The 25841-nt window shown below is 55.3% G+C and carries 20 protein-coding genes and 3 tRNA genes; 6 read left to right on the top strand and 17 right to left on the bottom strand.

Annotated features, from left to right (window positions below; genetic code table 11):
* From BMZ32_RS09885 to fabI, 3 genes are read left to right on the top strand one after another with little or no spacing between them, the layout of a single operon-like run.
* Complete coding sequence (locus tag BMZ32_RS09885) at positions 1 to 1020, top strand: ABC transporter permease (RefSeq protein ID WP_090241806.1); 1020 nt, start codon at positions 1 to 3, stop codon at positions 1018 to 1020.
* Position 1021: 1 nt separating this feature from the next.
* Positions 1022 to 2629: an ABC transporter ATP-binding protein gene (locus BMZ32_RS09880; RefSeq protein WP_090241805.1), complete on the top strand. Its 1608-nt coding sequence runs from the start codon at positions 1022 to 1024 to the stop codon at positions 2627 to 2629.
* A 30-nt stretch (positions 2630 to 2659) separates the two neighbouring features.
* The gene (gene fabI, locus BMZ32_RS09875) at positions 2660 to 3454 is read left to right on the top strand and encodes an enoyl-ACP reductase FabI (protein ID WP_090241804.1); all 795 of its coding nucleotides are present in this window, start codon (positions 2660 to 2662) and stop codon (positions 3452 to 3454) included.
* 64 nt (positions 3455 to 3518) lie between these two features.
* Here fabI and BMZ32_RS09870 read toward each other — a convergent pair whose 3' ends face one another.
* From BMZ32_RS09870 to BMZ32_RS09830, 9 genes are all read right to left on the bottom strand, one after another.
* Positions 3519 to 5396, bottom strand: coding sequence for a SurA N-terminal domain-containing protein (locus BMZ32_RS09870; protein ID WP_090241803.1), 1878 nt, complete (start codon positions 5394 to 5396; stop codon positions 3519 to 3521).
* 218 nt (positions 5397 to 5614) lie between these two features.
* On the bottom strand, positions 5615 to 5887 hold the full coding sequence (gene hupB / locus BMZ32_RS09865; RefSeq protein WP_010490206.1) for a nucleoid-associated protein HU-beta: 273 nt from the start codon (positions 5885 to 5887) through the stop codon (positions 5615 to 5617).
* Between the two features lie 137 nt (positions 5888 to 6024).
* Positions 6025 to 8418: an endopeptidase La gene (gene lon / locus BMZ32_RS09860; protein WP_090241802.1), complete on the bottom strand. Its 2394-nt coding sequence runs from the start codon at positions 8416 to 8418 to the stop codon at positions 6025 to 6027.
* 148 nt (positions 8419 to 8566) lie between these two features.
* On the bottom strand, positions 8567 to 9847 hold the full coding sequence (clpX, locus tag BMZ32_RS09855; protein WP_090241801.1) for an ATP-dependent Clp protease ATP-binding subunit ClpX: 1281 nt from the start codon (positions 9845 to 9847) through the stop codon (positions 8567 to 8569).
* Positions 9848 to 9959: 112 nt separating this feature from the next.
* On the bottom strand, positions 9960 to 10595 hold the full coding sequence (gene clpP / locus BMZ32_RS09850) for an ATP-dependent Clp endopeptidase proteolytic subunit ClpP (protein ID WP_090241800.1): 636 nt from the start codon (positions 10593 to 10595) through the stop codon (positions 9960 to 9962).
* Positions 10596 to 10686: 91 nt separating this feature from the next.
* Positions 10687 to 11997, bottom strand: coding sequence for a trigger factor (gene tig, locus BMZ32_RS09845; RefSeq protein WP_090241799.1), 1311 nt, complete (start codon positions 11995 to 11997; stop codon positions 10687 to 10689).
* 307 nt (positions 11998 to 12304) lie between these two features.
* Positions 12305 to 12389 (bottom strand) — tRNA-Leu (locus tag BMZ32_RS09840).
* Positions 12390 to 12438: 49 nt separating this feature from the next.
* A tRNA-His gene (locus BMZ32_RS09835) sits at positions 12439 to 12514 on the bottom strand.
* 33 nt (positions 12515 to 12547) lie between these two features.
* Positions 12548 to 12624, bottom strand: a tRNA-Arg gene (locus tag BMZ32_RS09830).
* Positions 12625 to 12895: 271 nt separating this feature from the next.
* On the opposite strand from BMZ32_RS09830, the gene folD reads away from it, so the two are divergent.
* Entirely contained in the window at positions 12896 to 13750 is an 855-nt protein-coding gene (folD, locus tag BMZ32_RS09825) for a bifunctional methylenetetrahydrofolate dehydrogenase/methenyltetrahydrofolate cyclohydrolase FolD (RefSeq protein ID WP_090241798.1), read from the top strand.
* Positions 13751 to 13829: 79 nt separating this feature from the next.
* Here the strand turns inward: folD and BMZ32_RS09820 are convergent, their stop codons facing one another.
* The 6 genes from BMZ32_RS09820 to BMZ32_RS09795 all read right to left on the bottom strand — a co-directional run bounded on the left by BMZ32_RS09820 (position 13830) and on the right by BMZ32_RS09795 (position 19814).
* Positions 13830 to 15572 (bottom strand): ABC transporter substrate-binding protein, encoded by a 1743-nt coding sequence (locus BMZ32_RS09820; RefSeq protein ID WP_090241797.1) that lies wholly within the window; start codon positions 15570 to 15572, stop codon positions 13830 to 13832.
* An 82-nt stretch (positions 15573 to 15654) separates the two neighbouring features.
* Entirely contained in the window at positions 15655 to 15927 is a 273-nt protein-coding gene (locus BMZ32_RS09815) for a DUF2160 domain-containing protein (protein ID WP_090241796.1), read from the bottom strand.
* An 11-nt stretch (positions 15928 to 15938) separates the two neighbouring features.
* Positions 15939 to 16739 carry a carbohydrate ABC transporter permease gene (locus tag BMZ32_RS09810; protein WP_090241795.1) on the bottom strand — a complete coding sequence of 267 codons (801 nt, stop codon included), beginning with the start codon at positions 16737 to 16739 and terminating at the stop codon, positions 15939 to 15941.
* Between the two features lie 8 nt (positions 16740 to 16747).
* Positions 16748 to 17611 carry a carbohydrate ABC transporter permease gene (locus tag BMZ32_RS09805; protein WP_090241794.1) on the bottom strand — a complete coding sequence of 288 codons (864 nt, stop codon included), beginning with the start codon at positions 17609 to 17611 and terminating at the stop codon, positions 16748 to 16750.
* Positions 17608 to 18720: an ABC transporter ATP-binding protein gene (locus BMZ32_RS09800; protein WP_090241793.1), complete on the bottom strand. Its 1113-nt coding sequence runs from the start codon at positions 18718 to 18720 to the stop codon at positions 17608 to 17610. Before BMZ32_RS09800 ends, BMZ32_RS09805 begins: the two co-directional genes overlap by 4 nt.
* Positions 18720 to 19814, bottom strand: coding sequence for an ABC transporter ATP-binding protein (locus tag BMZ32_RS09795; RefSeq protein ID WP_090241792.1), 1095 nt, complete (start codon positions 19812 to 19814; stop codon positions 18720 to 18722). Before BMZ32_RS09795 ends, BMZ32_RS09800 begins: the two co-directional genes overlap by 1 nt.
* A gap of 248 nt (positions 19815 to 20062) precedes the next feature.
* On the opposite strand from BMZ32_RS09795, the gene BMZ32_RS09790 reads away from it, so the two are divergent.
* Complete coding sequence (locus BMZ32_RS09790; RefSeq protein ID WP_090241791.1) at positions 20063 to 21928, top strand: sigma-54-dependent Fis family transcriptional regulator; 1866 nt, start codon at positions 20063 to 20065, stop codon at positions 21926 to 21928.
* A gap of 117 nt (positions 21929 to 22045) precedes the next feature.
* Here BMZ32_RS09790 and cysS read toward each other — a convergent pair whose 3' ends face one another.
* Positions 22046 to 23428, bottom strand: a complete 1383-nt coding sequence (gene cysS, locus BMZ32_RS09785) for a cysteine--tRNA ligase (protein ID WP_090241790.1) — start codon at positions 23426 to 23428, stop codon at positions 22046 to 22048.
* 63 nt (positions 23429 to 23491) lie between these two features.
* Complete coding sequence (locus BMZ32_RS09780) at positions 23492 to 25156, bottom strand: glutamine--tRNA ligase/YqeY domain fusion protein (protein ID WP_090241789.1); 1665 nt, start codon at positions 25154 to 25156, stop codon at positions 23492 to 23494.
* A gap of 187 nt (positions 25157 to 25343) precedes the next feature.
* Between BMZ32_RS09780 and BMZ32_RS09775 the strand changes: the two genes are divergently transcribed.
* Positions 25344 to 25838 (top strand): peptidylprolyl isomerase, encoded by a 495-nt coding sequence (locus tag BMZ32_RS09775; RefSeq protein WP_090241788.1) that lies wholly within the window; start codon positions 25344 to 25346, stop codon positions 25836 to 25838.
* Positions 25839 to 25841: the final 3 nt, after the last annotated feature.

The following is a 25841-nucleotide window of genomic DNA, read 5'->3' as shown; positions in this document are numbered from 1 at the left end:
ATGACACTTTCTCCGATCAATCAACGCCGCTTCCAGCTGTTTAAGGCGCACAAACGCGGCTGGTGGTCGCTGTGGATTTTCCTCGTCTTATTTTTCGTCACCTTGGGCGCCGAACTAATTGCCAACGACAAGCCGTTGGTGGTGAGTTACGACAACGAACTGTATTTCCCGGTACTCAAGCGCTACCCGGAAACCACCTTTGGCGGCGAATTCCCGCTGCAGGCCAATTACAAGAGCCCCTACATTCAGGAGCTGATCAAGGAAAAGGATGGCTGGATGATCTGGCCGCCCATCCGCTACAGCTACTCCAGCATCAACTACGACCTACAAGTACCTGCACCGGCGCCACCGTCCACAGAGAATTGGTTCGGCACCGACGACCAAGGCCGCGATGTGCTCGCGCGGGTGATCTATGGCTTCCGCATTTCAGTGTTGTTTGCCCTCATCCTGACTCTGGCGAGTTCAGTCATCGGCGTATTTGCCGGTGCCTTGCAGGGCTTTTATGGCGGCTGGGTCGACCTGGTCGGCCAGCGCTTTCTGGAAGTCTGGTCGGGCTTGCCGGTGCTCTACCTGCTGATCATCCTAGCCAGCTTCGTGCAGCCAAACTTCTGGTGGCTGCTGGGCATCATGCTGCTGTTCTCCTGGATGAGTCTGGTGGACGTGGTGCGCGCTGAGTTCTTACGCGGGCGCAATCTCGAATATGTACGCGCCGCCCGCGCTCTGGGCATGCAGAACGGCTCGATCATGTTCCGCCACATTCTGCCCAACGCAATGATCTCGACCATGACCTTTATGCCGTTCATCCTCACCGGCGCGATCGGCACCCTCACCGCACTGGACTTCCTCGGCTTTGGTCTGCCGCCTGGCGCACCGTCGCTGGGTGAATTGGTCGCCCAGGGCAAGTCCAACCTGCAAGCGCCATGGCTGGGCATCAGTGCCTTTGCGGTGCTCGCCCTGATGCTCAGTTTGCTGGTGTTTATCGGCGAAGCCTCACGTGATGCCTTCGACCCGAGGAAATAATATGACCGACACCCCCGCCCTCATCGAAGTCCGTGATCTGGCTGTCGAGTTTGTCACCGGCAACCGCAAAGAACGGGTATTGGAAGGTGTTAGCTTCGACATAAAGCGTGGCGAAACCCTTGCCCTGGTTGGCGAAAGCGGTTCTGGTAAGTCAGTAACTGCGCATTCCATCCTGCGCCTGCTGCCCTACCCGCTAGCCCAGCATCCGAGCGGCAGCATTCACTATGCTGGGCAAGATTTGCTCAAGCTCAACGAGAACAAACTTCGCGGCATCCGTGGTAACCGCATTGCCATGGTCTTTCAGGAGCCCATGACCTCGTTAAACCCGTTGCACAGCATCGAAAAACAAATCAACGAAGTACTGGGCCTGCACAAGGGCCTACGTGGTAAGGCCGCTACGGCGCGCACCCTCGAACTGCTTGACTTGGTCGGCATTCCCGAACCGCATAAACGCCTCAAGGCTTACCCTCATGAGCTGTCGGGCGGCCAACGTCAACGCGTGGTGATCGCCATGGCGCTGGCCAACGAGCCGGAACTGCTAATCGCCGATGAGCCGACCACTGCGCTGGATGTGACCGTACAGCTGAAGATTCTTGAACTGCTCAAGGACCTGCAGGCGCGCTTAGGCATGGCCATCCTGCTGATCAGCCACGACCTCAACCTTGTGCGGCGTATTGCCCACCGGGTCTGCGTTATGCAGCACGGGCATATCGTTGAGGAAGCCGCCTGCGAGACACTATTTAACGCCCCGCAACACCCCTACACCCGCGAGCTGCTGGGTGCCGAACCTTCCGGAGGCCCGGTCGATCAACCACCCGGCAAGCCCATGCTGGAAGTCGATAACCTGCGCGTGTGGTTCCCAATTAAAAAAGGCCTGCTACGCCGCACCGTCGACCATGTCAAAGCGGTAGACGGCATCAATTTCAGCGTGCCGCAGGGGCATACCCTGGGTATCGTTGGTGAGAGTGGCTCAGGCAAGTCCACCCTCGGCTTGGCGATTTTGCGCCTGCTTAGCAGCCAAGGCGGTATTCACTTTCAGGGTCAAGCCATTGACCACCTCTCGCAAGAGCAGGTAAGACCGCTACGCCGACAGATGCAGGTGGTCTTCCAAGATCCATTTGGCAGCCTCAGCCCGCGCATGTCGGTGAGTCAGATTGTTGGTGAGGGTTTGCAGATTCACGGCATGGGCACTGCAGCCGAACAGGAGCAGGCCATTATCGATGCGCTGATTGAGGTCGACCTCGACCCTGAAACCCGCCATCGCTATCCGCATGAGTTCTCCGGCGGCCAACGCCAGCGCATTGCCATTGCCCGCGCCCTGGTACTCAAGCCCGCACTGATCTTGCTGGATGAGCCAACCTCGGCCCTCGATCGTACGGTGCAGCGCCAGGTGGTCGAACTGCTACGCTCGCTGCAGGCCAAATATAACCTAACGTATCTGTTTATCAGCCACGACCTGGCAGTCGTCAGAGCCTTGAGCCACCAAATCATGGTAGTCAAACAAGGCAAAGTGGTGGAACAAGGCTCAGCTGCAAGTGTCTTTAACGCCCCGCAGGACATCTATACACAGCAGTTGCTGGAAGCGGCCTTTATGGTCCCGGCGGATTAATTCTTGTAGACAGGAAGAGGAACAACACCCATGGGTTTTCTAAGCGGCAAGCGCGTACTGATCGTTGGCGTCGCCAGCAAACTGTCGATCGCCTCCGGCATCGCGGCAGCCATGCACCGTGAAGGTGCCGAACTGGCCTTCACCTACCAGAACGAAAAGCTCCAAGGCCGCGTTGAAGGTTTTGCGGCTGACTGGGGCTCAAGCGCCGAACTGTGCTTCCCGTGCGACGTGGCCAATGACGAAGAGATCGCATCGGTATTCGAAGCCCTGAGCAAGAAATGGGACGGTCTGGACTGCATCGTTCACTCCGTAGGTTTTGCCCCCGGCGACCAACTGAACGGCGACTTCACCGATGTCACCACCCGCGAAGGCTTTCGTATTGCTCACGACATCAGCGCCTACAGTTTCGTCGCTCTGGCTAAAGCCGGCCGCGAGATGATGAAAGGCCGCAATGGCAGCCTACTCACCCTCTCCTACCTGGGTGCCGAACGCACCATGCCCAACTACAACGTCATGGGCATGGCTAAAGCGAGCCTGGAAGCCGGCGTCCGTTACCTGGCCGGCAGCCTCGGCCCAGAAGGTACCCGTGTTAACGCCATCTCCGCGGGCCCGATCCGTACCCTGGCTGCATCCGGCATCAAGAGCTTCCGCAAAATGCTCGCCGCTAACGAGAAGCAGACTCCACTGCGCCGCAACGTAACTATCGACGAAGTCGGCAACGCCGGCGCGTTCCTCTGCTCTGACCTGGCCTCAGGCGTGAGCGGTGAAATTATGTATGTCGATGGCGGCTTCAACACCACCGCCATGGGTGCGATGGAAGAATAATCACGTCGCTGCAGCAACAAAAAGGCCGCTCAATTGAGCGGCCTTTTTGTATGTGGCGAACCGATCAGAAACGCTCGATATCCGCTTTTTCTTCTAACTGCTTGCGGAACGCCGCGAAGTCCTGCTGCCCTTCTCGCGAGGCCAAGAAGCGGCTGTACATCGCCTTGTCTTCATCCGACAGCGCTTGCTGCGGCTGGCTTACGCCATTGAGACGAATGATCACAAAATCGCCGTTACTCAGGCTAATGCCAGCAAAGGTCGGTTTGTCGGTTGCTTCAGGCTTGGGCATACGGAACAGCGCCTGTAGCACGACCGGCTCAACACCTTCCTGACTGCGTGTCGCCGCTTCGACAACATTCCAACCCTGATTGGCATCCGCCTGAGTCACCGGCGTTTGCCCTTCCCGCAAAACAGCCAGTTGCTCTTCAGCCTTAGCTTTGACTGCTTCGCTGGCACGTACCTTAGTCAGCTGGTCACGAATGCTCGCAGCAACCTGCTCAAGCGGCAGCTGCTCAGGCTTGTTATGCTCTTTAACGCGCACCACAACCACAGTATTCGGGTCGAGCTCAATCACACTGCTGTTACTGCCGTCTTCCAGTACTTCAGCGCTGAAAGCAGCCTGGATCACTTGGCTGTTAGCGGTCAGCCCTTCGCTGCCACCTTGGCGACCAAACGCATCAGTAGTATTGACCTGCAATCCCAGCTCCTGGGCTGGCTGAGCCAGATCCGAAGCTTCAAATGCGGCATCTTCTAGGTCTTTGGAAACCTCGACAAAACGCTGCTCAACTTGACGGGTTTTAAGATCGCGCTGCAGCTTTTCTTTCAAGCTGGCAAAGCTTGGCACCTCAGGAGACTGCACGCCCAGCAACTTGATCAGATGCCAACCGAATTCACTGCGAACAGGAGCTGACACGGCATTTTCGCTCAGCGCATACAGCGCTTTTTCAAAAGCGGGGTCGTAAACGCCGGGGCCAGCAAAGCCCAGATCACCACCCTCGCCTGCCGAGCCCGGATCATCGGAGAGCTCTTTTGCCAGCGCGGCAAAATCCTCACCCTGCTCTAGGCGCTTCTGTACTTCGACTAACTTCGCTTGGGCTTGCTCATCATTCAGGGAGTCGTTCACTTCAAGCAAAATATGCGCGGCACGACGCTGCTCGGCGAGGTTAGCGATTTCACCTTGATAGGCACTTTGCAGCGCCTCGTCAGTGACTTCGACCTGATCAAAGAACGCATCTTTTTTCAGCTCGACGTATTCCAGCACTACTTGCTCAGGGCTCATGAACTCGCTGGCTTGAGCTTCATAGTAGGCTTTGATGTCGTCATCACTGAGCATGACCGCATTAAGGTCAGCTTTAAGGGTCAGGGTGGCGAAGTCACGGGTCTGCTTTTCCAGTGCAGCAAAAGCTTGCACCTGAGTATCAGTCACGAAACCGCTATTGGCTAAACCGGCGCGCAGCTGACCGATCAACATTTCCTGCTCAAGCATCTGGCGGAACTGCAAACGGCTATAGCCTAACTGACGAATCACCTGATCGAAACGCTCAGCATTGAACTGGCCATCGACTAGGAACTCAGGTGTTTTCAGGATCAACTGATCCAGCGCTTGTTGCGAAAAAGCGAAGTTAGCGTCTTTGGCGCTATTGAGCAGCAAGCTGCGCTCGACCAAACCATTCAAGGCTGCCTCGCGCAGCAGTTTCTCATCCAACAAGGAAGCGTCGAAGTCGCGTCCCAGCTGCTGCAATAACTGCCGGCGTTGCATCTCAACAGCCTGACTGAGATCGGTAGAAGTGATTTTCTCACCATTCACTTCTGCAGCATTCTGGCTATTACTGGTGCTGGTAAAAATAGCATCAACACCCGTCAGCGCGAGCAGCGCGACAATGATGCCAATGATGGTTTTGGCAATCCAACCCTGTGAATTGTCCCTGATATTTTGCAGCATGCGTCCCCCAGAACGACTGCACAAAAAAGCAGCCGTGCAGTGTGGGTAAAATCCGGATAGAAGAAAGGCGCATCAGTGGATGCGCCTTCTCATAACTTGCGAAGCGGATCGAACTCAAGCAACAGATTCGTTATGTTCAGCCTGATAAGGCTGGCTGAACATCCCGCCCCGCTCAAATCAGCCATTCAACTGATCTGCTGGGCAAAACCGAAAGAAGCTTAGTTGACAGCGTCTTTCAGAGCTTTACCGGCTTTAAAGCCTGGAATCTTGGCAGCAGCGATGCTGATCGGGTTACCAGTTTGTGGGTTGCGGCCAGTACGAGCAGCACGCTCTTTAACAGCGAAAGTACCGAAACCAACCAGTACTACAGAATCACCAGCTTTCAGAGCGCCAGTAACGGATTCAATTACTGCGTCCAGCGCGCGGCCGGCAACAGCTTTTGGGATATCAGCAGATGCGGCGATGGCATCGATCAGTTCCGACTTGTTCACTCTTAAGTCCCCTTAATTTCTATTGAGTTTATTTCTTGCTTTTAAATGTAAGCGAAGCTGGTGCTGGAGAGCCTGCGAACACGATAAGAGCCGCTTTATAACAAGGGCTCTAAAAATGTGTCAAGAAACCCCTCCGACTAATGCGTGCTAATTCGCTCCTTGGAATCAGTCTCGCGTTTTTCATCCTTTGCCGCCATGGGAGCCGCATCAGGCAAGGGCTCCGGGGCGTATTGCAGCGCAATTTGCAGGACCTCGTCAATCCATTTAACCGGTTTAATCTGCAGGTCTTGTTTAATGTTCTCCGGAATCTCTTTCAAATCGCGCACATTCTCTTCTGGAATGATCACCGTTTTGATTCCACCACGGTGAGCGGCCAGCAGTTTTTCTTTCAAACCACCAATCGCTAATACCTGGCCACGCAAGGTGATTTCGCCGGTCATTGCGACATCAGCACGCACAGGGATCTGCGTCAGCGCCGAGACCAGGGCCGTACACATGCCAACGCCGGCGCTGGGGCCATCTTTGGGCGTTGCCCCCTCTGGCACATGGATATGAATGTCTTGCTTCTCGTAGAAGTCTACAGGCACGCCCAGACTCTTAGCCCGACTGCGCACAACGGTCTGCGCAGCCGTGATCGATTCAAGCATCACATCACCCAGCGAGCCGGTCTTGATCAGTTGGCCCTTGCCTGGCACGACAACCGCCTCGATGGTCAACAACTCACCGCCGACCTGAGTCCAGGCCAAGCCAGTAACCTGACCGATTTGGTCCTGCTCCTCAGCCAAACCGTAGCGATGTTTATGAACGCCAAGATAATGCTCTAACGAATCAGCCGTAGCGGTGACCTGAAAACGCTTCTCGGTGGTGTGCTCTTTAACGACCTTACGACAAACCTTGGCGATTTGCCGCTCAAGAGCACGCACGCCTGCCTCGCGAGTGTAGTAGCGAATAATGTCGCGGATCGCTGCTTCTTCAAACACCAACTCGGTTTTCTTCAGACCATTGGCCTGCACCTGCTTGGGGGCCAGGTACTTAACCGCGATGTTGATTTTCTCGGCTTCGGTGTAGCCCGGCAGACGGATCACCTCCATCCGGTCCAGCAGCGGCCCGGGAATATTCATCGAGTTGGCCGTGCACAGGAACATGACATCCGACAGGTCGTAATCGACCTCCAGATAGTGATCGTTGAAGTTGTGATTTTGCTCTGGATCAAGCACCTCAAGTAATGCCGATGCGGGATCGCCACGCATGTCTTGACCCATCTTGTCGATTTCATCGAGCAGGAATAACGGATTGCGCACACCAACCTTGGTCATTTTCTGAATCAGACGACCTGGCATAGAGCCAATATAAGTGCGTCGATGACCACGAATTTCAGCCTCATCACGCACGCCACCAAGCGCCATACGCACGAACTTACGATTGGTGGCGCTGGCAATCGACTCGGCCAACGAGGTTTTACCCACGCCAGGCGGACCTACTAAGCAAAGCACCGGTCCTTTGATTTTTTTAACGCGTTTTTGCACGGCGAGGTATTCAAGGATGCGCTCCTTGACCTCGTCCAAACCGTAATGATCGGCATCCAGTATGCTTTCAGCCCGCGCCAGATCGAGACGTACTTTGCTCTGGGCTTTCCACGGCACATTGACCAGCCAGTCGATGTAAGAGCGCACAACAGTGGCTTCAGCCGACATCGGTGACATTTGCTTGAGTTTGTTCAACTCGGCATTGGCCTTAGTGAGCGCCTCAGCGGTTAGACCGGCATTGTCGATGCGTTTTTTCAGCTCATCGAGCTCGTTATGGCCGTCCTCGCCGTCGCCGAGTTCCTTCTGAATGGCCTTCATTTGCTCATTCAGGTAGTACTCACGCTGGCTTCGCTCCATTTGTTTCTTGACCCGACCGCGAATGCGCTTCTCGACTTGCAGCAGGTCGATTTCCGCATCGAGCAGTGCGAGCACGTGCTCAACACGTGCAGTCAGGTCGGTAATTTCTAGGATTTCCTGCTTCTGCTCAATTTTCAGCACCATGTGCGCGGCCATGGTGTCGACCAGCCGACTAGGCTCATCGATACCATTGAGCGAAGCTAGTACCTCTGCAGGCACTTTCTTACCCAGCTGAACGTATTGCTCGAACTGACTGAGCAGGCTGCGGGTGAAGACTTCGGCCTCACGCTCAGCGGCGTCAATCTCATCAATCAGCTGGACTTCAGCCCGACAATGACCGTCGACATCTATAAAGCGCTCAATTTCACCGCGCTGTTCGCCTTCAACCAGTACCTTGACCGTACCGTCCGGTAGCTTCAGCAACTGCAATACAGTGGCTACGGTGCCGACGCGATAGAGGCCAGCCTCGTCAGGGTCGTCATCTGCAGGATTTTTCTGGGCGAGAAGCAGGATCTGCTTCTCGCCAGCCATCGCAGCCTCAAGGGCTTCAATGGATTTTTCACGCCCGACGAATAACGGAATGACCATGTGCGGATAGACCACAACATCGCGCAACGGCAGGAGAGGCAATTCGATGGTTGTCTTCATGATTTCAGCTCTACGGCGGCCATACGGCCGTGACAGATGGGATGACCCTTAAAACTAAGATGGGGGCAGCCCAACCAAAAAACAAGCATTGCAGCCGCAAAAGCAAAGGGGCCCGCAGGCCCCTTGCTTTCAACATGTTACAAAGCTGTTACGCGTCAGGCGCAGCCTTAGCTAGCGGCTCTTTGTTCTCATAGATGAGCAACGGCTTGGACGTACCCTCGATGACGCTTTCATCGATCACCACCTTACTGACGTCTGACTGCGATGGAATCTCGTACATGGTATCGAGCAGGATACCCTCGAGAATCGAACGCAGACCACGAGCACCGGTTTTACGCTCAAGCGCCTTGTGAGCAACTGATTTCAACGCATCCGGACGGAACTCAAGCTCAACACCTTCCATCTCAAAAAGTTTGGCGTATTGCTTGGTTAGCGCATTCTTGGGCTCGGTCAGAATTTGCACCAATGCCGCTTCATCTAGCTCATCCAAGGTAGCAATAACCGGCAAGCGCCCCACAAACTCAGGAATCAGACCAAACTTAACCAGGTCATCGGGCTCAACAGCGCGCAATGACTCGCCAACTTTTTTGCCCTCTTCCTTGCTGCGAACTTCGGCACTGAAACCGATACCACCCTTGGTAGAACGACCCTGAATAACCTTTTCCAGGCCGGAGAACGCACCACCGCAAATGAACAATATGTTGCGCGTATCAACCTGCAGAAATTCCTGCTGTGGGTGCTTACGACCACCTTGCGGCGGAACAGACGCCACAGTCCCTTCGATCAGTTTGAGCAGCGCCTGCTGCACACCCTCACCCGATACATCACGGGTTATTGATGGGTTGTCAGACTTACGCGAAATCTTGTCAATTTCGTCAATATAGACAATGCCCATTTGGGCTTTCTCCACATCGTAATCGCACTTCTGCAACAGCTTCTGAATGATGTTCTCGACGTCTTCCCCCACATAACCAGCTTCGGTCAGGGTGGTGGCGTCAGCGATAGTAAAAGGTACGTTAAGCAAGCGCGCCAGGGTTTCAGCCAACAGAGTTTTACCCGACCCCGTCGGACCGATGAGTAGGATGTTGCTTTTGCCTAACTCAATGTCGTCTTTCTTATCGCGCTGGTTGAGACGCTTATAGTGGTTATAAACCGCTACAGCCAAAATTTTCTTAGCACGCTCCTGACCAATGACATACTGATCAAGGATGCCGCTGATTTCCTTGGGTGCAGGCAATTTATGCGCGCTGCTCTCGGCCTGGGCTTCCTGCACCTCCTCGCGGATGATGTCGTTGCACAGGTCGACGCACTCGTCGCAGATGAAGACCGAGGGGCCGGCAATTAATTTTCGCACTTCATGCTGGCTTTTGCCGCAGAAGGAGCAATAAAGCAACTTGCCGTTGTCCTCGCCGTTGCGGGTGTCAGTCATTCGTTCGATCCAAATCCGATAGGCTTGCAACACAAGATGAAGGCTTATGCGGGCTTTTTCAAGCCCGCCTGTAGCCAGACTCGCCGACTCGCCCTATTTTGAGCTGCTTATATTAAGCGGGGCGCTTTTCGATAACTGCGTCGATCAACCCGTATTCGCGCGCAGCTTCGGCGCTCATGAAATTATCGCGGTTGGTATCACGCTCGATTTCTTCCAGAGTGTGCCCGCTGTGCTTGGCCATCAGCGTGTTGAGACGCTCGCGGATGAAGAGGATTTCCTTGGCGTGGATTTCGATGTCCGACGCCTGGCCCTGGAAACCGCCCAGTGGCTGGTGAATCATAACGCGCGAGTTCGGCAGGCAGTAACGCTTGCCCTCGGCGCCAGCGGTCAGCAGAAAAGCACCCATGCTGCATGCCTGACCAATACAAGTGGTCGACACGTTAGGCTTAATGAACTGCATGGTGTCGTAGATCGACATACCCGCCGTCACCGAACCACCCGGGGAGTTGATGTAAAGATGGATGTCCTTGTCCGGATTTTCCGCCTCAAGGAACAGCAGTTGCGCACAGATCAGGTTGGCCATGTAGTCCTCTACAGGGCCGACCAGAAAGATCACTCGCTCCTTGAGCAGGCGCGAATAAATGTCGTAGGCGCGCTCGCCGCGAGCTGACTGCTCGACAACCATGGGCACCAAGCCGCCAGCGGCTTGGATATCAGGCATTTGCTGCATAAAAGGATTGCGGGACATGCTTACACTCGCTCCCTAAATAGTCATATTACAAATACGCATAAGCCAGCACGGCGGCTGGCTTATGACGCATTCGAACGAGGTAAAGAAATCAGGCGGCTTGTGGTGCTTCAGCCGGCTTGACAGCTTCTTCGTACGAGACCGCTTTATCGGTCACGTTAGCCTTCTGCAAAACAGTATCTACAACTTGCTCTTCCAGTACAACCGAACGCACTTCGTTCATTTGCTGGTCGTTTTTGTAGTACCAGGCCACAACCTGCTCAGGCTCCTGATAAGCCGAAGCCATTTCCTGAATCATTTCGCGAACGCGAGTATCGTCCGGCTTCAGCTCGCACTGCTTGACCACTTCCGCTACGACTAAGCCCAGCGCAACGCGCCGCTTGGCTTGTTCTTCAAACAGCTCAGCTGGCAACTGGTCTGGCTTCAAGTTGCCACCAAACTGCTGCACTGCCTGTACGCGCAGACGATCCACTTCATTGCTGATCAACGCCTTCGGCACTTCAATCGAGTTGGCAGCCAGTAGACCGTCCATAACCTGATTCTTGATCTTGGACTTGATAGCCTGACGCAGCTCACGCTCCATATTCTTGCGAACTTCGGCGCGGAAGCCTTCAAGGCCGCCGTCTTTGACGCCGAACAGGGCGAAGAAGTCGTCATTCAGCTCAGGCAACTGAGGCGCTGCAATGCTGTTGACTTTGACGCTGAACTCGGCCGTTTTGCCAGCCAGATCCAGGTTCTGGTAATCCGCTGGGAACGTTGGAGTGATAACGCGCTCTTCGCCCGCCTTAGCACCCACCAACGCATCTTCAAAACCAGGAATCATGCGGCCGGAACCGAGAACCAATTGAGTGCCTTTGGCAGAGCCGCCTGCGAAGGTTTCGCCATCGATCTTGCCGACAAAGTCGATACTCAATTGATCATCTTTTTCAGCAGCCCGTTCAGCGGCTTCGAAGCGGGTGTTCTGCTTGCGCAGGATTTCCAGCATGTTGTCGACATCAGCGTCAGCTACGTCAGCCTGCAGGCGCTCAATGGCGATGGACTCAAAACCGGCAACGGTGAACTCCGGAAATACCTCGAAAGTCGCAACGTATTCCAGATCCTTGCCTTTCTCGAAGGACTTCGGCTCAACAGCCGGAGAACCCGCTGGGTTGAGCTTTTGCTCAACAACGGCTTCGTAGAAAGTCGACTGGATCAGGTCGCCCAGTGCTTCCTGGCGCGCAGCGTCTTCATAACGCTGGCGGATCACACTCATCGGCACCTTACCTGGGCGGAACCCTGGAACCTTGGCGCGACGGGCAGTCTGCTGCAGACGCTTGTTGACTTCAGTCTCGATGCGCTCAACGGAAACGCCGACAGTCATGCGGCGCTCGAGAGCAGAAGTACTTTCAACAGAAACTTGCATGGATATTCCTCGTTGCACAGACATAAGCCGGCCGTTTACCGGCCCCAAATCAAGGGCATGCATTCTAGAGGGTCAATATGCAGAAGTCACCCTAAGAAGCAGGCGGCAAACGGGAGGGAGTTCTAAAAGATGGTACTGCATGAACCCACTGCTTGAACACGCGCTAAAGCTGTGAACCCAGCCACCAAAAACAAAAAAGGCAGCCCGATTAAGGCTGCCTTTTTCGTGCATTATTCCCAATTCGTTCCCATATCGACCCAGTTTTCACTAGGTAACAATAAAAACTTTTGCCGAATAACAGCTTACATGGTGCGGACGGAGAGACTCGAACTCTCACACCTTGCGGCGCTGGAACCTAAATCCAGTGTGTCTACCAATTCCACCACATCCGCATATAAAACTTTTCAAAAAACGCCAGGCTTAACCTGGCGCTTTGGAATATGGGGTGGACGATGGGGATCGAACCCACGACAACAGGAGTCACAATCCTGCGCTCTACCAACTGAGCTACGCCCACCATATTGCATTTACCTGAGCCAAGATCGCCAAATGGCGCACCCGGCAGGACTCGAACCTGCGACCATCCGCTTAGAAGGCGGATGCTCTATCCAGCTGAGCTACGGGCGCCTTTCCACCTGCTTTCACAGATTTAAAGCTTTCGGCTTCGGAAAAAACTTTGCAGCTTAGACCTTTGCCGTCTTACCCAGCGACTGGCTGTGCTCGACAAGCGGGGCGAATGTTATAGAGCTGGTTTCAGGTCGTCAACAGGGGAAGTTAAAAAAATCCAAACATTTAAAGGAGTTACGCGAAAACCATAGCATCTGCCTTTGCCCCACAGCAGGGCCATGCGAGAATGCGCGTCCCTTTTCCACCCTTTCTTTATGGTTAACCAAGCGCAATGACCGCACAACTGATCGATGGCAAAGCAATTGCCGCCAGCCTGCGTCAGCAGATTGCCAAACGTGTCGTCGAACGACGCCAGCAAGGCTTGCGCGCACCTGGGCTTGCGGTGATTCTGGTCGGCAGCGACCCTGCGTCACAAGTTTACGTTTCGCATAAACGTAAAGACTGCGAAGAAGTTGGTTTCGTCTCACAAGCCTATGACCTGCCCGCCACAACCGGCCAGGACGAACTGATGGCATTGATCGACCGTCTTAATGATGAGCCGACTATCGACGGTATTTTGGTGCAACTGCCGCTGCCGGAACACCTTGACGCTTCTTTACTATTAGAGCGGATCCGTCCGGACAAAGACGTGGACGGCTTTCACCCCTATAACATTGGCCGCCTGGCGCAACGTATGCCATTGCTGCGTCCTTGCACCCCAAAAGGCATCATGACCCTACTGCAAAGCACCGGCGTTGATCTTTATGGCATGCACGCGGTGGTTGTTGGTGCGTCGAACATTGTCGGTCGGCCAATGGCGATGGAGCTACTACTGGGTGGCTGCACGGTTACCGTGACCCATCGCTTCACCAAAGACCTGCCTATGCATGTTGGCCTGGCCGATATTGTTGTCGTGGCGGCTGGCAAGCCCGGCTTGGTGCATGGCGAATGGATTAAACCGGGCGCCATCGTCATCGACGTCGGTATTAACCGCCAGGAAGACGGTAAGCTGATTGGCGACGTAGTGTATGACACCGCATTGCCTCGCGCCGGCTGGATCACCCCAGTCCCGGGTGGCGTAGGCCCCATGACGCGCGCCTGCCTGCTGGAAAACACCCTGCATGCGGCCGAGCATCTGCACGACTAGACCGTAAAGTGCAGCGCAGTAATGAAAACGGCACCCGCGGGTGCCGTTTTTTGTGCCACTGCTATCGCGCGTTTCTTGTTTACTCGCGCGCCTGCTCCCATGACTTCAGCAACTCGTTGTAATTGATGGTCTCGCCCTGAGGTTTCTCGTTTGCCAGCTTCGGCTTCGGCGCCCCTGGTTGATCCAACCAGTACTGCGGATCGCGGGCCTCATTCAGCTTCGGCCCACACTCACCCAGCACACCGGCACGCTCGAGACGACCCAGCATAGTGTCTTGGGCTGCCGCCAAACCATCCAACGCCTCTTGTGGCGACTTATCTCCACTGGCTGCCTCAGCAATAAACTGCCACCACAGCTGCGCTAAACGCGGGTAGTCCGGTACGTTGGTACCGGTCGGCGTCCACTGTACACGCGCCGGGCTGCGATAGAATTCCACTAGGCCGCCAAGCTTTGGTGCAACATCCGTCATGGCTTGCGAATTGATATCCGACTCACGAATTGGCGTCAGACCAACCAGGGTCTTCTTCAGCGATACGGTTTTCGACGTCACGAACTGCGCATACAGCCAGGCTGCCAGGCGCTGTTTCTCCGGAGTGGACTTGAGGAAGGTCCAGGAACCAGCATCCTGATAACCCAACTTCATGCCCTCTTCCCAGTACGGGCCTTTAGGCGACGGCGCCATGCGCCATTTCGGCGTGCCATCCTCATTAACCACTGGCAAACCGGCCTTGGTCATGTCCGCCGTAAACGCGGTGTACCAGAATATCTGCTGAGCAATACCGCCCTGCGCCGGTACCGGCCCGGACTCGGAGAAGGTCATGCCTTGCGCTTCTGGTGGCGCGTACTTGCGCATCCAGTCGACATACTTGGTAGTCGCGTACACCGCAGCAGGGCCGTTGGTATCACCGCCTCGGGCAACACTGGAACCGACTGGACGACAGCCATCAACACGAATACCCCACTCATCCACTGGCAAGCCATTAGGCAGGCCCTTGTCGCCACCACCGGCCATGGAAAACCAGGCATCAGTGAAGCGCCAGCCCAGTGAGGGATCCTTCTTACCGTAATCCATGTGGCCGTAAATACGTTGGCCGTCGATCTCCTTGACCTTCTCAGAGAAGAACTCGGCAATGTCTTCATAGGCGGACCAGTTGACCGGTACACCCAGTTCGTAGCCGTAAATCTCTTTGAACTTGGCTTTTAACTCTGGACGCTCGAACCAGTCGGCGCGAAACCAGTAGAGATTGGCAAACTGCTGATCAGGCAGTTGATACAACTTGCCGTCAGGCGCGGTGGTAAATGAAAGACCAATAAAGTCTTCCAGATCAAGCGTCGGCGAAGTCACCGCCTTACCCTCACCCTCCATCATGTCGCTGATCGCCACTGCCTTGCCGTAGCGAAAGTGCGTGCCAATCAAGTCTGAATCATTGATATAGCCGTCGTAGATATTCTTGTCAGACTGCATCTGGGTTTGCAGTTTTTCGACGACATCGCCTTCCTGCATCAGGTCGTGCTTGAGGTTGATGCCAGTAATCTCGCTGAAGGCCTTGGCCAATACCTTGGACTCATACTCATGGGTCGCGATGGTTTCCGATGCCACGTTGATGCTCATACCACGGAACGGCTCGGCGGCTTTGATAAACCACTGCAACTCCGCCAGCTGCTGCTCGGGCGTCAAGGTAGATGGGTTGAACTCCTCGCCAATCCACTTCTTCGCTGCTTCTTCATACGCATCAGCCCAAGCCGCACCACTCAAGCCGGACAACGTCAGCAAGGCCGCCAGCGCCATGCTATGTCGAGTTTTGTTGTTATTGTCGAACATAGAGACCTCCATCTCAGGGTTTTGAACAGGGTAACCCGCACACGAGCAGGCCCAACCATCAGGCGAGCACAAGGCGAGCTGGTTAACCCCAACGCATCACTGCAATTAACCAGAACAGGGACAACACCGAGGCTATCCAGACACTCCAATCGGTCACACCTACCACCAGCAGATGCCAGTAGGCACTTCCAAGCAGACCGATAAACAGCCGATCACCACGAGTGGTGCTGATCGGCAACAAACCTTTGCGCTCGATACACGGCGAGCGCAGCTCCCAGATCGTCATGCCAACCAACAGCGTGCCGATAAAGCCGAAGAACAAAGCAGTGGGTAAGGTCCAGGCCATCCAATCCATAGTCGTTGCTCCTATACCCGACCGAGGGCAAAGCCCTTGGCCACATGGTTACGCACAAACCAGATCACCAGCATGCCCGGCAGAATGGTGAGCACCCCAGCCGCTGCTAGCACACCCCAATCGATCCCTGACGCAGACACGGTCCGGGTCATCACCGCGGCAATCGGCTTGGCATCCACCGAGGTCAAGGTGCGCGCCAAAAGCAGCTCGACCCAGGAAAACATAAAGCAGAAGAATGCCGTCACACCGATGCCCGAACCGATCAGTGGAATAAAAATCTTCACGAAAAACTTCGGGAAACTGTAGCCGTCGATATAGGCAGTCTCGTCGATTTCCTTCGGTACTCCAGACATAAAGCCTTCAAGAATCCATACCGCCAGCGGCACGTTGAACAAGCAATGTGCCAACGCGACGGCAATATGCGTATCAAACAGTCCGATGGACGAGTACAGCTGAAAAAATGGCAGCAGGAACACAGCCGGCGGGGCCATACGATTGGTCAACAGCCAGAAGAACAGATGCTTGTCACCGAGAAAACGATAGCGCGAGAACGCGTAGGCAGCCGGCAATGCCACCGTCAGCGAGATCATGGTGTTCAGGCACACGTAATACAGGGAGTTGAGATAGCCCTCGTACCAACTGGGATCAGTAAAGATCACCTTGTAATTTTCCAAGGTAAAGCCCTGTGGCCATAACGTCAGACCACCGAGTATCTCGGTGTTGCTCTTGAACGACATGTTCACAAGCCAGTAGATCGGCACCAACAGGAACAGAACATACAGCCCCAGCACCAGCTTTTTCCGTAGGGTCATGGTCGGCCTCAGCGCGTCTTATCGTTGTGCGTCATGGCGGTATAAAACAGCCAGGACACCAACAAAATGATCAGGAAATACACCAGCGAAAACGCCGCCGCCGGGCCCAAGTCAAATTGGCCGATGGCCATCTGCGTCAGGGTCTGGCTTAGGAAGGTGGTGGCGTTGCCTGGCCCGCCGCCGGTGAGCACAAAGGGCTCGGTGTAGATCATGAAGCTGTCCATAAAGCGCAGCATCACCGCGATCAGCAGCACACTTTTGAGCTTCGGCAACTGAATATGACGGAACACCGCCCAGTCGGATGCGCGGTCGATGCGCGCCGCCTGGTAATACACATCGGGAATGGCGCGCAGGCCCGAGTAGCACAGCAGTGCGACCAGTGAAGTCCAGTGCCAGACGTCCATGATCAACACCGTGACCCAGGCATCGCTGGTGTTAGCCGCATAGTTGTAGCTAATGCCCAGGCTGTTCAGGCTCCAGCCAAGCAAACCGATATCCGCGCGGCCGAATATTTGCCAGATGGTACCGACCACGTTCCAAGGGATTAGTAGCGGAATCGCCAATACGATCAGCACCAACGAGGCCATGCGACCCTTGGTCGGCATGCACAGGGCAATGGCGATACCTAACGGAATCTCAATCAGCAACACGCAGGTGGAGAAGATGAACTGGCGCAGTAGTGACTCATGCAAACGGGTGTCTTGCAGCACTTGCTTGTACCAGTCGACGCCGACGAAGTAGCGCGTGGAGTGGTCAAAAATATCCTGCACTGAATAATTGACCACCGTCATCATCGGTACGACGGCACTAAAGGCCACCAGCAGAAATACCGGTAACACCAGCCACCAAGCCTTGTTGTTATGTACCTTCATGGCTGCCCCCCCTGTGCCTTGGGCCCGACCAGAATGTCGTCGGCATAGAGCATCAGCCACTGCGCGGGAAAACTCAGGTAAGCCTGCTGCTGCGGTACCACTTGATCCTCCTGCAGGCGCACCTTAAGTAGTTGGCCGTCGAGCCTGAGCGTGATGATTTTATATGTACCAAGGTCTTCAACATGCACCACCTCAGCACACAGGGCATCCTCATTCGGTCCATCCCAGACATGGATAAATTCCGGACGGATACCGACTTTTAACTTAGCCGCTGGCATCTCGGCTACTTGCTGGTTGAGTGCCGATGACAAGGGCAATACGGTCTCGTTAAAACGTACCCCGCCCGCACAAGGCTGCACATCAATCAGATTCATCCCTGGGCTGCCGATGAAATAGCCAACAAAGGTATGGCTGGGCCGTTCAAACAATTCACGCGGCGTGCCAAATTGAACAATCTGACCGCCATACATCACCGCGATTTTGTCGGCGAAGGTCGATGCCTCCAGCTGGTCGTGGGTAACGTAGACCATGGTGATATTGAACTGCTCATGAATCTGCTTGAGCTTTCGTCGTAGCTTCCACTTCAGGTGCGGATCGATCACGGTCAGCGGCTCATCGAAGAGAATCGCCGACACGTCATCACGCACCAAGCCGCGACCCATAGACACTTTCTGCTTTTCATCAGCGGTCAGGTTGCTGGCGCGCCTGCGCAGTAATGGGTGCAGCTCCAGCACCTCGGCAATTTCGTTGACCTTGGCGAGAACCTTCGCTTCATTCATGCCCTGATTACGCAGTGGAAACGCCAAATTATCGAACACCGTCATGGTGTCGTAGACCACAGGGAACTGGAAAACCTGAGCGATATTGCGCTGCTCAGGCGGCAAGGCATTGACCACCTTGCCGTCAAACTGCACCTCGCCATGTGAGGGGCTGAGCAAGCCGGAAATAATGTTTAGTAGCGTCGACTTGCCGCAGCCCGAAGGCCCCAGCAGCGCATAGGCGCCACCCTGCTCCCAAACATGGTCCATCTCACGAATTGCATAATCAGCCGGGCCGCTCGGGCTGCGGCTGTAGCTATGAGCGAGGTTACGCAGGCGAATTTCAGCCATCAGGCCACCCTCCCTAAACGACGACTGGGCGCCTGAATCAGCTGCCCATCAGCACTGAACACAAACAATTTATGCGTGGGTATATAAATGAGAATCGAGGTATCCACGGCGTACTCGTGAACACCGGGCAGATGCAGTATCAGCACAAACTGATCGTTACTGACGTGGAGGAAGGTTTCTGAACCGCTAATTTCTGCCAGCTCAACCGTCACTGCCAGCTCCAGATCATCATCATTGGATGGCACCAAGCCAATATGACTGGGACGAACGCCAAAGCGATACTCGCCCTCAGCAATGTCTTGCAAGTCAGGGTTGAGCGGAAAATGTACGGTATCGGCAAAGCTGACTTCGGTGCCGCTGACGCGCCCAGGCATCAGATTAATCGCCGGTTCCGAAAACAGCTCGGCAGCCAGCACCTGTTGTGGCCGGTGATAGACCTCGGCGGTCTTACCGCTCTGGATCACTCGGCCTTCATGTAAAACGGTTGTCGTACCGCCCAGCGCCAGCGCCTCGTTTGGCTCGGTGGTGGCATAGATGGCAATGGTATGGCGCGCCTGAAACAGCTCACGCATTTCCTGCCGCAACTCTTCGCGCAACTTGTAGTCGAGGTTGACCAACGGTTCATCAAACAGAATCAGCGAGGCATCCTTGACCAGCGCCCGCGCCATGGCCGTGCGCTGCTGCTGACCGCCAGACAATTCCAATGGATAGCGCTTAAGTAAACCTTCAATGCGCAACATCTTGGCGGTGGCATGCACCTTCTCCAAAATTTCGGCTTGGCTCATCTTCGCCTGACGTAACGGCGAAGCGATGTTCTCAAACACCGTCAGAGTCGGATAATTGATGAACTGTTGGTAGACCATCGACACGTTGCGCTGGCGCACAGACACTTGGGTCATGTCCGCGCCATTCATCAAAATGCGTCCGCTGCTGGGTTTGTCCAAGCCAGCCATTAAACGCATGAGGCTGGTCTTACCGGAGAGCGTACGCCCTAACAGCACATTGAAGGAGCCCGGAGCGAAGCTCAGGCAGGCATCGTCGATGTGCACCTGCTGGTCAACGACGCGCGTGACATGCTCCAAGGTAAGTGACATGGCTTGTCCCTATTATTGTTTTCTCCCAAGCCTTAGCGCATTTCATGCCAGCCTTGCAATTACCTAACAAGGCATTGATTTTTATGGATTTAAATATTCATCACCAGCCACCCCACAATGCCAATGAACAGTATTGAACAGTGCGCACTGAACACTTGAACGTTGACATTGAACAGCCTTTGGAGACACTGCAAAGACCTCGGCGTAGACCGGGGCCTATAACAACAAGAAACAAGGCGACCTCTGTCATGGTTGACACCGCAACTGCCCTGCCCCACGAAACCATCATTCAGGACTCCTGGTCGCGTTGCCGTGACTACGGCCTGACGCACCAGAGCACACCGAACTTCAGCCAGCCAAGCCAGGGCGATGTAGCCGCGCTGCTGGAGAGCCAGCAAACGCTGGTGCACACCACCCATAAAGAAGTGCTGCCTTACTACGGCACCATCCTGGCCAACTCTAATTGCCTGATCATGCTGGCCGATCATCAAGGTCAGGTGCTGCAGTCGTGGGGTGATCAGCGCTTTATCGAGCCCGCTCGCGCCATTGGTTTTGTCGCTGGAGCCTCCTGGCTGGAGCGTTATACCGGCACCAACGCCATCGGCACGGCGCTGAGTTGCGCGCAGCCAGTACACATTCAGCACGATGAGCACTTTCTCAAGGCCAACCGCTTTATGACTGGCTCGGCCTCACCGATTTTCAACGAGCAACGGCAGATGGTCGCGGTGCTGGATGTATCCAGCGACAGCTACCTACCACCCTCCCATACTCTGGGCATGGTCAAAATGATGAGCCAGTCGGTGGAAAACCGCCTGATCCTCAACCTGTTTCAACAACGCTATTTCCAGCTGACGTTTAATACCAGCCTGGATAATCTGGGCAGCCCCTGGGCCGGACTACTAATTTTCGATGAACAAGGCCAGGTGGTCTCCGCCAATCGCCGGGCGGACAGTTTGCTCGGTGTGGGCCTGGCTCAGGTGAATATCAAGAGCCTGTTCGACGTACCGCTGCAGCAATTGCTCAACCAGCCAGAAGCCCTGCCTTTCAACCTGCGCGCCAATAACCATTTTCGCTTTCATGCCCAACTCAAACGCCCGCAGCAACCTGCAATGGTTGAGGCCAGAGACTTTCGCCAGCCCGCATCGACAGCCCACAAGGCACCGGAGCAAAATCTCAACCTGGCCTCACTTAATCTTGGTGACCCGCGCGTCGACAAAGCCATCCGCCAAGCTGAGCGCCTGCTGGAGAAGGACATCCCGATTCTGGTGTACGGCGAAACCGGGGTCGGTAAGGAAGTTTTCGTCAAAGCCCTGCACCACGCCAGCTCGCGCGCCAACCAGGCATTTATAGCAGTGAACTGCGCAGCAATTCCGGCCGAGCTGGTTGAGTCCGAACTGTTTGGCTATGAAAAAGGCGCATTCACCGGCGCCAACCAGAAAGGCAGCACCGGCCTGATCCGCAAAGCCGATAAAGGCACGCTGTTTCTCGACGAAGTCGGCGACATGCCACTGCGCGTGCAGGCGCGTCTGCTACGCGTACTGCAGGAACGTTGCGTGCAGCCACTGGGTAGCAGTGAGCTGTACCCCGTGGATATCCGCTTGATCTCTGCCACCAACCGCCCGCTGCGTCAGGATGTCGATGCAGGACAGTTTCGCCAGGACCTTTATTACCGCATCAGCGGGCTAAACCTTGAACTGCCGCCTTTGCGCGAACGCACGGATAAAGCGGCCATGGTGCAACGTATCTGGGAATATCATCGCGAACCCAAACAGTGGGCCGGGCTAAGCCAAGAAGTGCTAAACCTGTTCGAGCATCACGCCTGGCCTGGCAACCTGCGTCAACTCAGCAGCGTTCTGCAAATTGCTCTGGCCATGGCCGAAGACCAGCAGATCAGGCCCGAGCACTTACCCGATGATTTTTTTGCCGACCTGCAGGCCACAACCGCAGCGAGCACCTCCTGCACTCAACAACCTGATACAGCGCCTGGCGACGATGACCTGGCCAGCCAATACCAGGCCTGCGGCGGCAATATTTCCCAGCTCGCGCGCAGCCTTGGGATCAGCCGTAATACGTTGTATAAGCGCTTGCGTGAAAACGGCCTAACTGAGCGCTGAATGACTCTGCTATGGCGCCTCACTGGTGATCAATGCCTGAGCTGCACAAAACCGGCTTTGCGCAATCAGCAGCCAATAAAAAATCGCTCGAAAGCGGCTTTTCATAGGTCATTGACTTTAATCAGCCAAACGCCAAGTCGTAACGCCCTTACCGTCTTCCAGCACCACGCCCATAGCCGTAATCTGATCACGAATACGGTCGGACTCAGCCCAGTTCTTATCAGTGCGGGCTTGCAGGCGCGCAGCGATCAACGCTTCCACCTCAGCGGCATCGACCTTGCCAGCAGCACCTGCCTGCAAGAAGGCCTCGGGCTCAAGCTGAAGCACACCGAGAACACCGGCCAGCTCCCGCAAGCGGGCGGCTAAACCAGCAGCAGCCTGCAGGTCAGTCTCACGCAAACGGTTTATTTCACGGGCCATCTCGAACAAGACTGCGCAGGCTTCCGGCGCATTGAAATCGTCATCCATCGCTGCGGAGAAACGCTCAACAAAGGCCTCAGCACCCGCAGCGGCCACTTTTGGCAAGCCTTTGAGCGCGTTATAGAAGCGCTCCAACGCGCCCTTGGCTTCTTTAAGGCTGTCTTCGGAGTAGTTGATCGGGCTGCGGTAGTGGCTGGACACCAGTAAGTAGCGCACCACTTCCGGGTGATATTTCTCCAGCACCTCACGAATGGTGAAGAAATTGCCCAAAGATTTGGACATTTTCTCGCCATCCACGCGCACCGCGCCGGCGTGCATCCAGGCGTTGGCGTAGAGCTTGCCGGTGGCTGCCTCGCTCTGCGCAATTTCGTTTTCGTGGTGCGGGAAGACCAGATCCGGGCCACCGCCGTGAATATCGAAGGTCTCACCCAGGCAGCAAGTAGACATCACCGAGCACTCGATGTGCCAGCCTGGACGTCCGGCGCCCCAAGGTGACTGCCAGCTCGGCTCGCCAGGTTTGACGCCCTTCCACAACACGAAATCCAGTGGGTCTTGTTTGGCCTCATCAATCTCGATACGCGCACCGACTTTCAAGTCTTCAATCTTCTTGCGCGACAGCTTGCCGTAGCCGACGAATTTGCCGACACGGTAATACACATCACCGTTGCCGGGGGCGTAGGCAAAGTCTTTGTCGATCAGGGTCTGAATCATCTGGTGCATGCCAGCGATATGATCAGTCGCGCGCGGCTCCTGGTCAGGGCGCAATACATTCAGGCGCGCCTCGTCTTCGTGCATGGCGGCAATCATCCGATCGACCAACACTTCGAACGACTCGCCATTATCATTGGCGCGCTTGATGATCTTGTCGTCGATGTCGGTGATGTTGCGTACATAGGTCACGTCATAGCCGCGATGACGCAACCAGCGCGTAACCACATCGAATGCCACCATCACCCGCGCATGACCGATGTGACAGAAGTCGTAAACCGTCATGCCGCAAACGTACATGCGCACCTGGTTACCCACCAGCGGTTTAAAGACATCTTTGCTTTTGGTCAGCGTGTTGTAGATCGAGAGCATCGGGATTCCTTGGAAAACTACGGGCCAGCGTACCAGCCCGGTTTTAATCAGAGCATTTAGGCCTTAAGCCCAGGAGTCGCGCAATGTAACGGTGCGGTTGAACACCGGCGCACCGGGTTTGTAATCCTTAATATCAGCGCAGAAGTAACCTTCGCGCTCGAACTGGAAGCGCTCTTCCGGTGCGGCATTGGCCAACGACGGCTCGGCGCGACAGCCTTTAAGCACCACCAGCGATTCCGGATTGATATTGTCGAGGAAGCTGCCGCCGTCTTCGTCCTTCTCCGGATTCGCGGAGCGGAACAGGCGGTCGTACAGACGCACTTCGCATTCAACGCTTTCGGCAGCCGGCACCCAATGGATCACGCCCTTGACCTTGCGGCCTTCGGGGTTCTTGCCAAGAGTGTTTTCATCGTAGCTGCAGCGCAGTTCGACGATGTTGCCCTCGGCATCTTTGATCGCTTCATCGGCGCGGATCACGTAGCTGCCACGCAGACGCGCTTCGCCACCTGGGATCAGGCGCTTAAAGCCAGCCGGCGGGACTTCTTCGAAGTCGCCTGCATCGATGTAGATTTCGCGACTAAACGGCAGTACGCGCACGCCCAGATCCTGCTTAGGGTGACGCGGCAGTTCGAGGTTTTCGATCTGACCTTCTGGATAGTTGGTGATCACTACTTTGAGCGGCTTAAGCACGCACATGGCGCGAGCAGCATTGGCATCAAGATCATCACGGATGGCGAATTCGAGCATGCCCACGTCCACCACACCGCCTGCGCGGTTGACGCCGATCATGTCGCAAAAGGTACGGATCGACGCTGGGGTGTAACCGCGGCGGCGAAAACCGGACAAAGTTGACATGCGCGGGTCATCCCAGCCATTCACGTGCTTCTCATCGACCAACTGCTTGAGCTTGCGCTTACTGGTGATGGTGTAATTCAGGTTAAGGCGGGCGAATTCGTACTGACGCGGCTGCGCCGGCACCGGCAGTTGGGCCAGGAACCACTCGTACAGTGGGCGGTGGTCTTCAAACTCCAAGGTGCAGATCGAATGGGTAATGCCTTCGATGGCGTCCGACTGGCCGTGGGTGAAGTCATAACTCGGGTAGATGCACCACTTGTCGCCGGTCTGATGGTGATGAGCATGGCGAATGCGGTAGAGGATCGGGTCGCGCAGGTTCATGTTCGGTGAAGCCATGTCGATTTTGGCGCGCAATGCGCGGACACCATCAGCAAACTCACCGGCTTTCATGCGCGCAAACAGGTCAAGGTTTTCTTCAACGCTGCGCTCACGGAACGGGCTGTTCTTACCAGGTTCGGTGAGGTTGCCGCGGTATTCGCGGGCCTGCTCAGGCGACAAGTCGCAGATATAGGCGTTGCCGGTTTTGATCAGTTCAACCGCCCAATCGTGCAGCTGATCGAAGTAATCGGAGGCATAGTGCTCCTTACCAGCCCACTGAAAGCCAAGCCACTGCACGTCGCTCTTGATGGCGTCGATGTATTCTTGATCTTCCTTGGCCGGGTTGGTGTCGTCGAAGCGCAGGTTGCACTCGCCACCAAACTCCTGGGCCAGGCCGAAGTTCAGACAGATCGACTTGGCGTGGCCAATATGCAGGTAACCATTGGGCTCCGGCGGAAAACGAGTGATGATTTTCGCGTGTTTGCCTGCATCCAGGTCGGCCTGGACGATGGAGCGAAAAATGTTAGCGGCGGCGACAGTTTCTGGCTTGCTCATGGGGTCCTTGATCATGCAGGTGCGCGGCGTAGGGTAGGCCGGCTAAAACAAAGCGCTTATCATAGCCGAAGCTGTCAATCCCCTGACAGGCCCAAGAGCCGCCTCAATGCCCATTACATGTCGCTGACACAGCGCAAGTAGGGCAACGAAAACGGCTCATGGATTTATCGACAGAGCGATTACCTCCATGATCAAGCTGCACACCAACCACGGCGTTATCACCCTCAAGCTGTTCGAAGACAAAGCCCCGGAAACCGTGGCTAACTTCAAGCAATACGTTTCTGAAGGTCATTACGACAACACGGTTTTCCACCGGGTCATCAGTAACTTTATGATCCAGGGCGGTGGTTTTGAGCCAGGCATGACGCAGAAAACCACCCGTGCGACTATCAAAAACGAAGCCAACAACGGTGTTGCCAACAAGATCGGCACCGTAGCCATGGCGCGGACCATGGAGCCCCACTCGGCTTCTGCACAGTTCTTCATCAACGTAGGCGATAACAGCTTCCTAAACCACACTGCGCCGACCGTGCAAGGCTGGGGCTACGCGGTGTTTGGTGAAGTGGTAGAGGGCATGGACGTGGTTAACGCGATCAAAGGCGTAGAAACCACCAGCAAATCCGGCCATCAGGATGTACCGGTTGATGACGTGATCATCGAGCGCGCCGAGATCGTCGAATAGAAT

The organism is Pseudomonas guineae, from assembly GCF_900113745.1.
Taxonomy (GTDB): Bacteria; Pseudomonadota; Gammaproteobacteria; order Pseudomonadales; family Pseudomonadaceae; genus Aquipseudomonas; species Aquipseudomonas guineae.
The sequence above is the reverse complement of the archived record's forward strand: the minus strand, read 5'-3'. Positions and strand labels throughout refer to the sequence as shown.

Excerpts from the sequence above, each read along its gene's own strand:
- BMZ32_RS09820 (WP_090241797.1), bottom strand. The coding sequence starts at position 15,572 with ATGTTCGACAATAACAACAAAACTCGACATAGCATGGCGCTGGCGGCC.
- BMZ32_RS09795 (WP_090241792.1), bottom strand. The coding sequence starts at position 19,814 with ATGTCACTTACCTTGGAGCATGTCACGCGCGTCGTTGACCAGCAGGTG.
- BMZ32_RS09870 (WP_090241803.1), bottom strand. The coding sequence starts at position 5,396 with ATGCTGCAAAATATCAGGGACAATTCACAGGGTTGGATTGCCAAAACC.
- BMZ32_RS09880 (WP_090241805.1), top strand. The coding sequence starts at position 1,022 with ATGACCGACACCCCCGCCCTCATCGAAGTCCGTGATCTGGCTGTCGAG.
- BMZ32_RS09800 (WP_090241793.1), bottom strand. The coding sequence starts at position 18,720 with ATGGCTGAAATTCGCCTGCGTAACCTCGCTCATAGCTACAGCCGCAGC.
- clpP (WP_090241800.1), bottom strand. The coding sequence starts at position 10,595 with ATGTCCCGCAATCCTTTTATGCAGCAAATGCCTGATATCCAAGCCGCT.
- BMZ32_RS09780 (WP_090241789.1), bottom strand. The coding sequence starts at position 25,156 with ATGAGCAAGCCAGAAACTGTCGCCGCCGCTAACATTTTTCGCTCCATC.
- BMZ32_RS09815 (WP_090241796.1), bottom strand. The coding sequence starts at position 15,927 with ATGGATTGGATGGCCTGGACCTTACCCACTGCTTTGTTCTTCGGCTTT.
- BMZ32_RS09810 (WP_090241795.1), bottom strand. The coding sequence starts at position 16,739 with ATGACCCTACGGAAAAAGCTGGTGCTGGGGCTGTATGTTCTGTTCCTG.
- folD (WP_090241798.1), top strand. The coding sequence starts at position 12,896 with ATGACCGCACAACTGATCGATGGCAAAGCAATTGCCGCCAGCCTGCGT.
- BMZ32_RS09805 (WP_090241794.1), bottom strand. The coding sequence starts at position 17,611 with ATGAAGGTACATAACAACAAGGCTTGGTGGCTGGTGTTACCGGTATTT.
- cysS (WP_090241790.1), bottom strand. The coding sequence starts at position 23,428 with ATGCTCTCGATCTACAACACGCTGACCAAAAGCAAAGATGTCTTTAAA.
- BMZ32_RS09885 (WP_090241806.1), top strand. The coding sequence starts at position 1 with ATGACACTTTCTCCGATCAATCAACGCCGCTTCCAGCTGTTTAAGGCG.
- fabI (WP_090241804.1), top strand. The coding sequence starts at position 2,660 with ATGGGTTTTCTAAGCGGCAAGCGCGTACTGATCGTTGGCGTCGCCAGC.
- BMZ32_RS09790 (WP_090241791.1), top strand. The coding sequence starts at position 20,063 with ATGGTTGACACCGCAACTGCCCTGCCCCACGAAACCATCATTCAGGAC.
- tig (WP_090241799.1), bottom strand. The coding sequence starts at position 11,997 with ATGCAAGTTTCTGTTGAAAGTACTTCTGCTCTCGAGCGCCGCATGACT.
- BMZ32_RS09775 (WP_090241788.1), top strand. The coding sequence starts at position 25,344 with ATGATCAAGCTGCACACCAACCACGGCGTTATCACCCTCAAGCTGTTC.
- clpX (WP_090241801.1), bottom strand. The coding sequence starts at position 9,847 with ATGACTGACACCCGCAACGGCGAGGACAACGGCAAGTTGCTTTATTGC.
- lon (WP_090241802.1), bottom strand. The coding sequence starts at position 8,418 with ATGAAGACAACCATCGAATTGCCTCTCCTGCCGTTGCGCGATGTTGTG.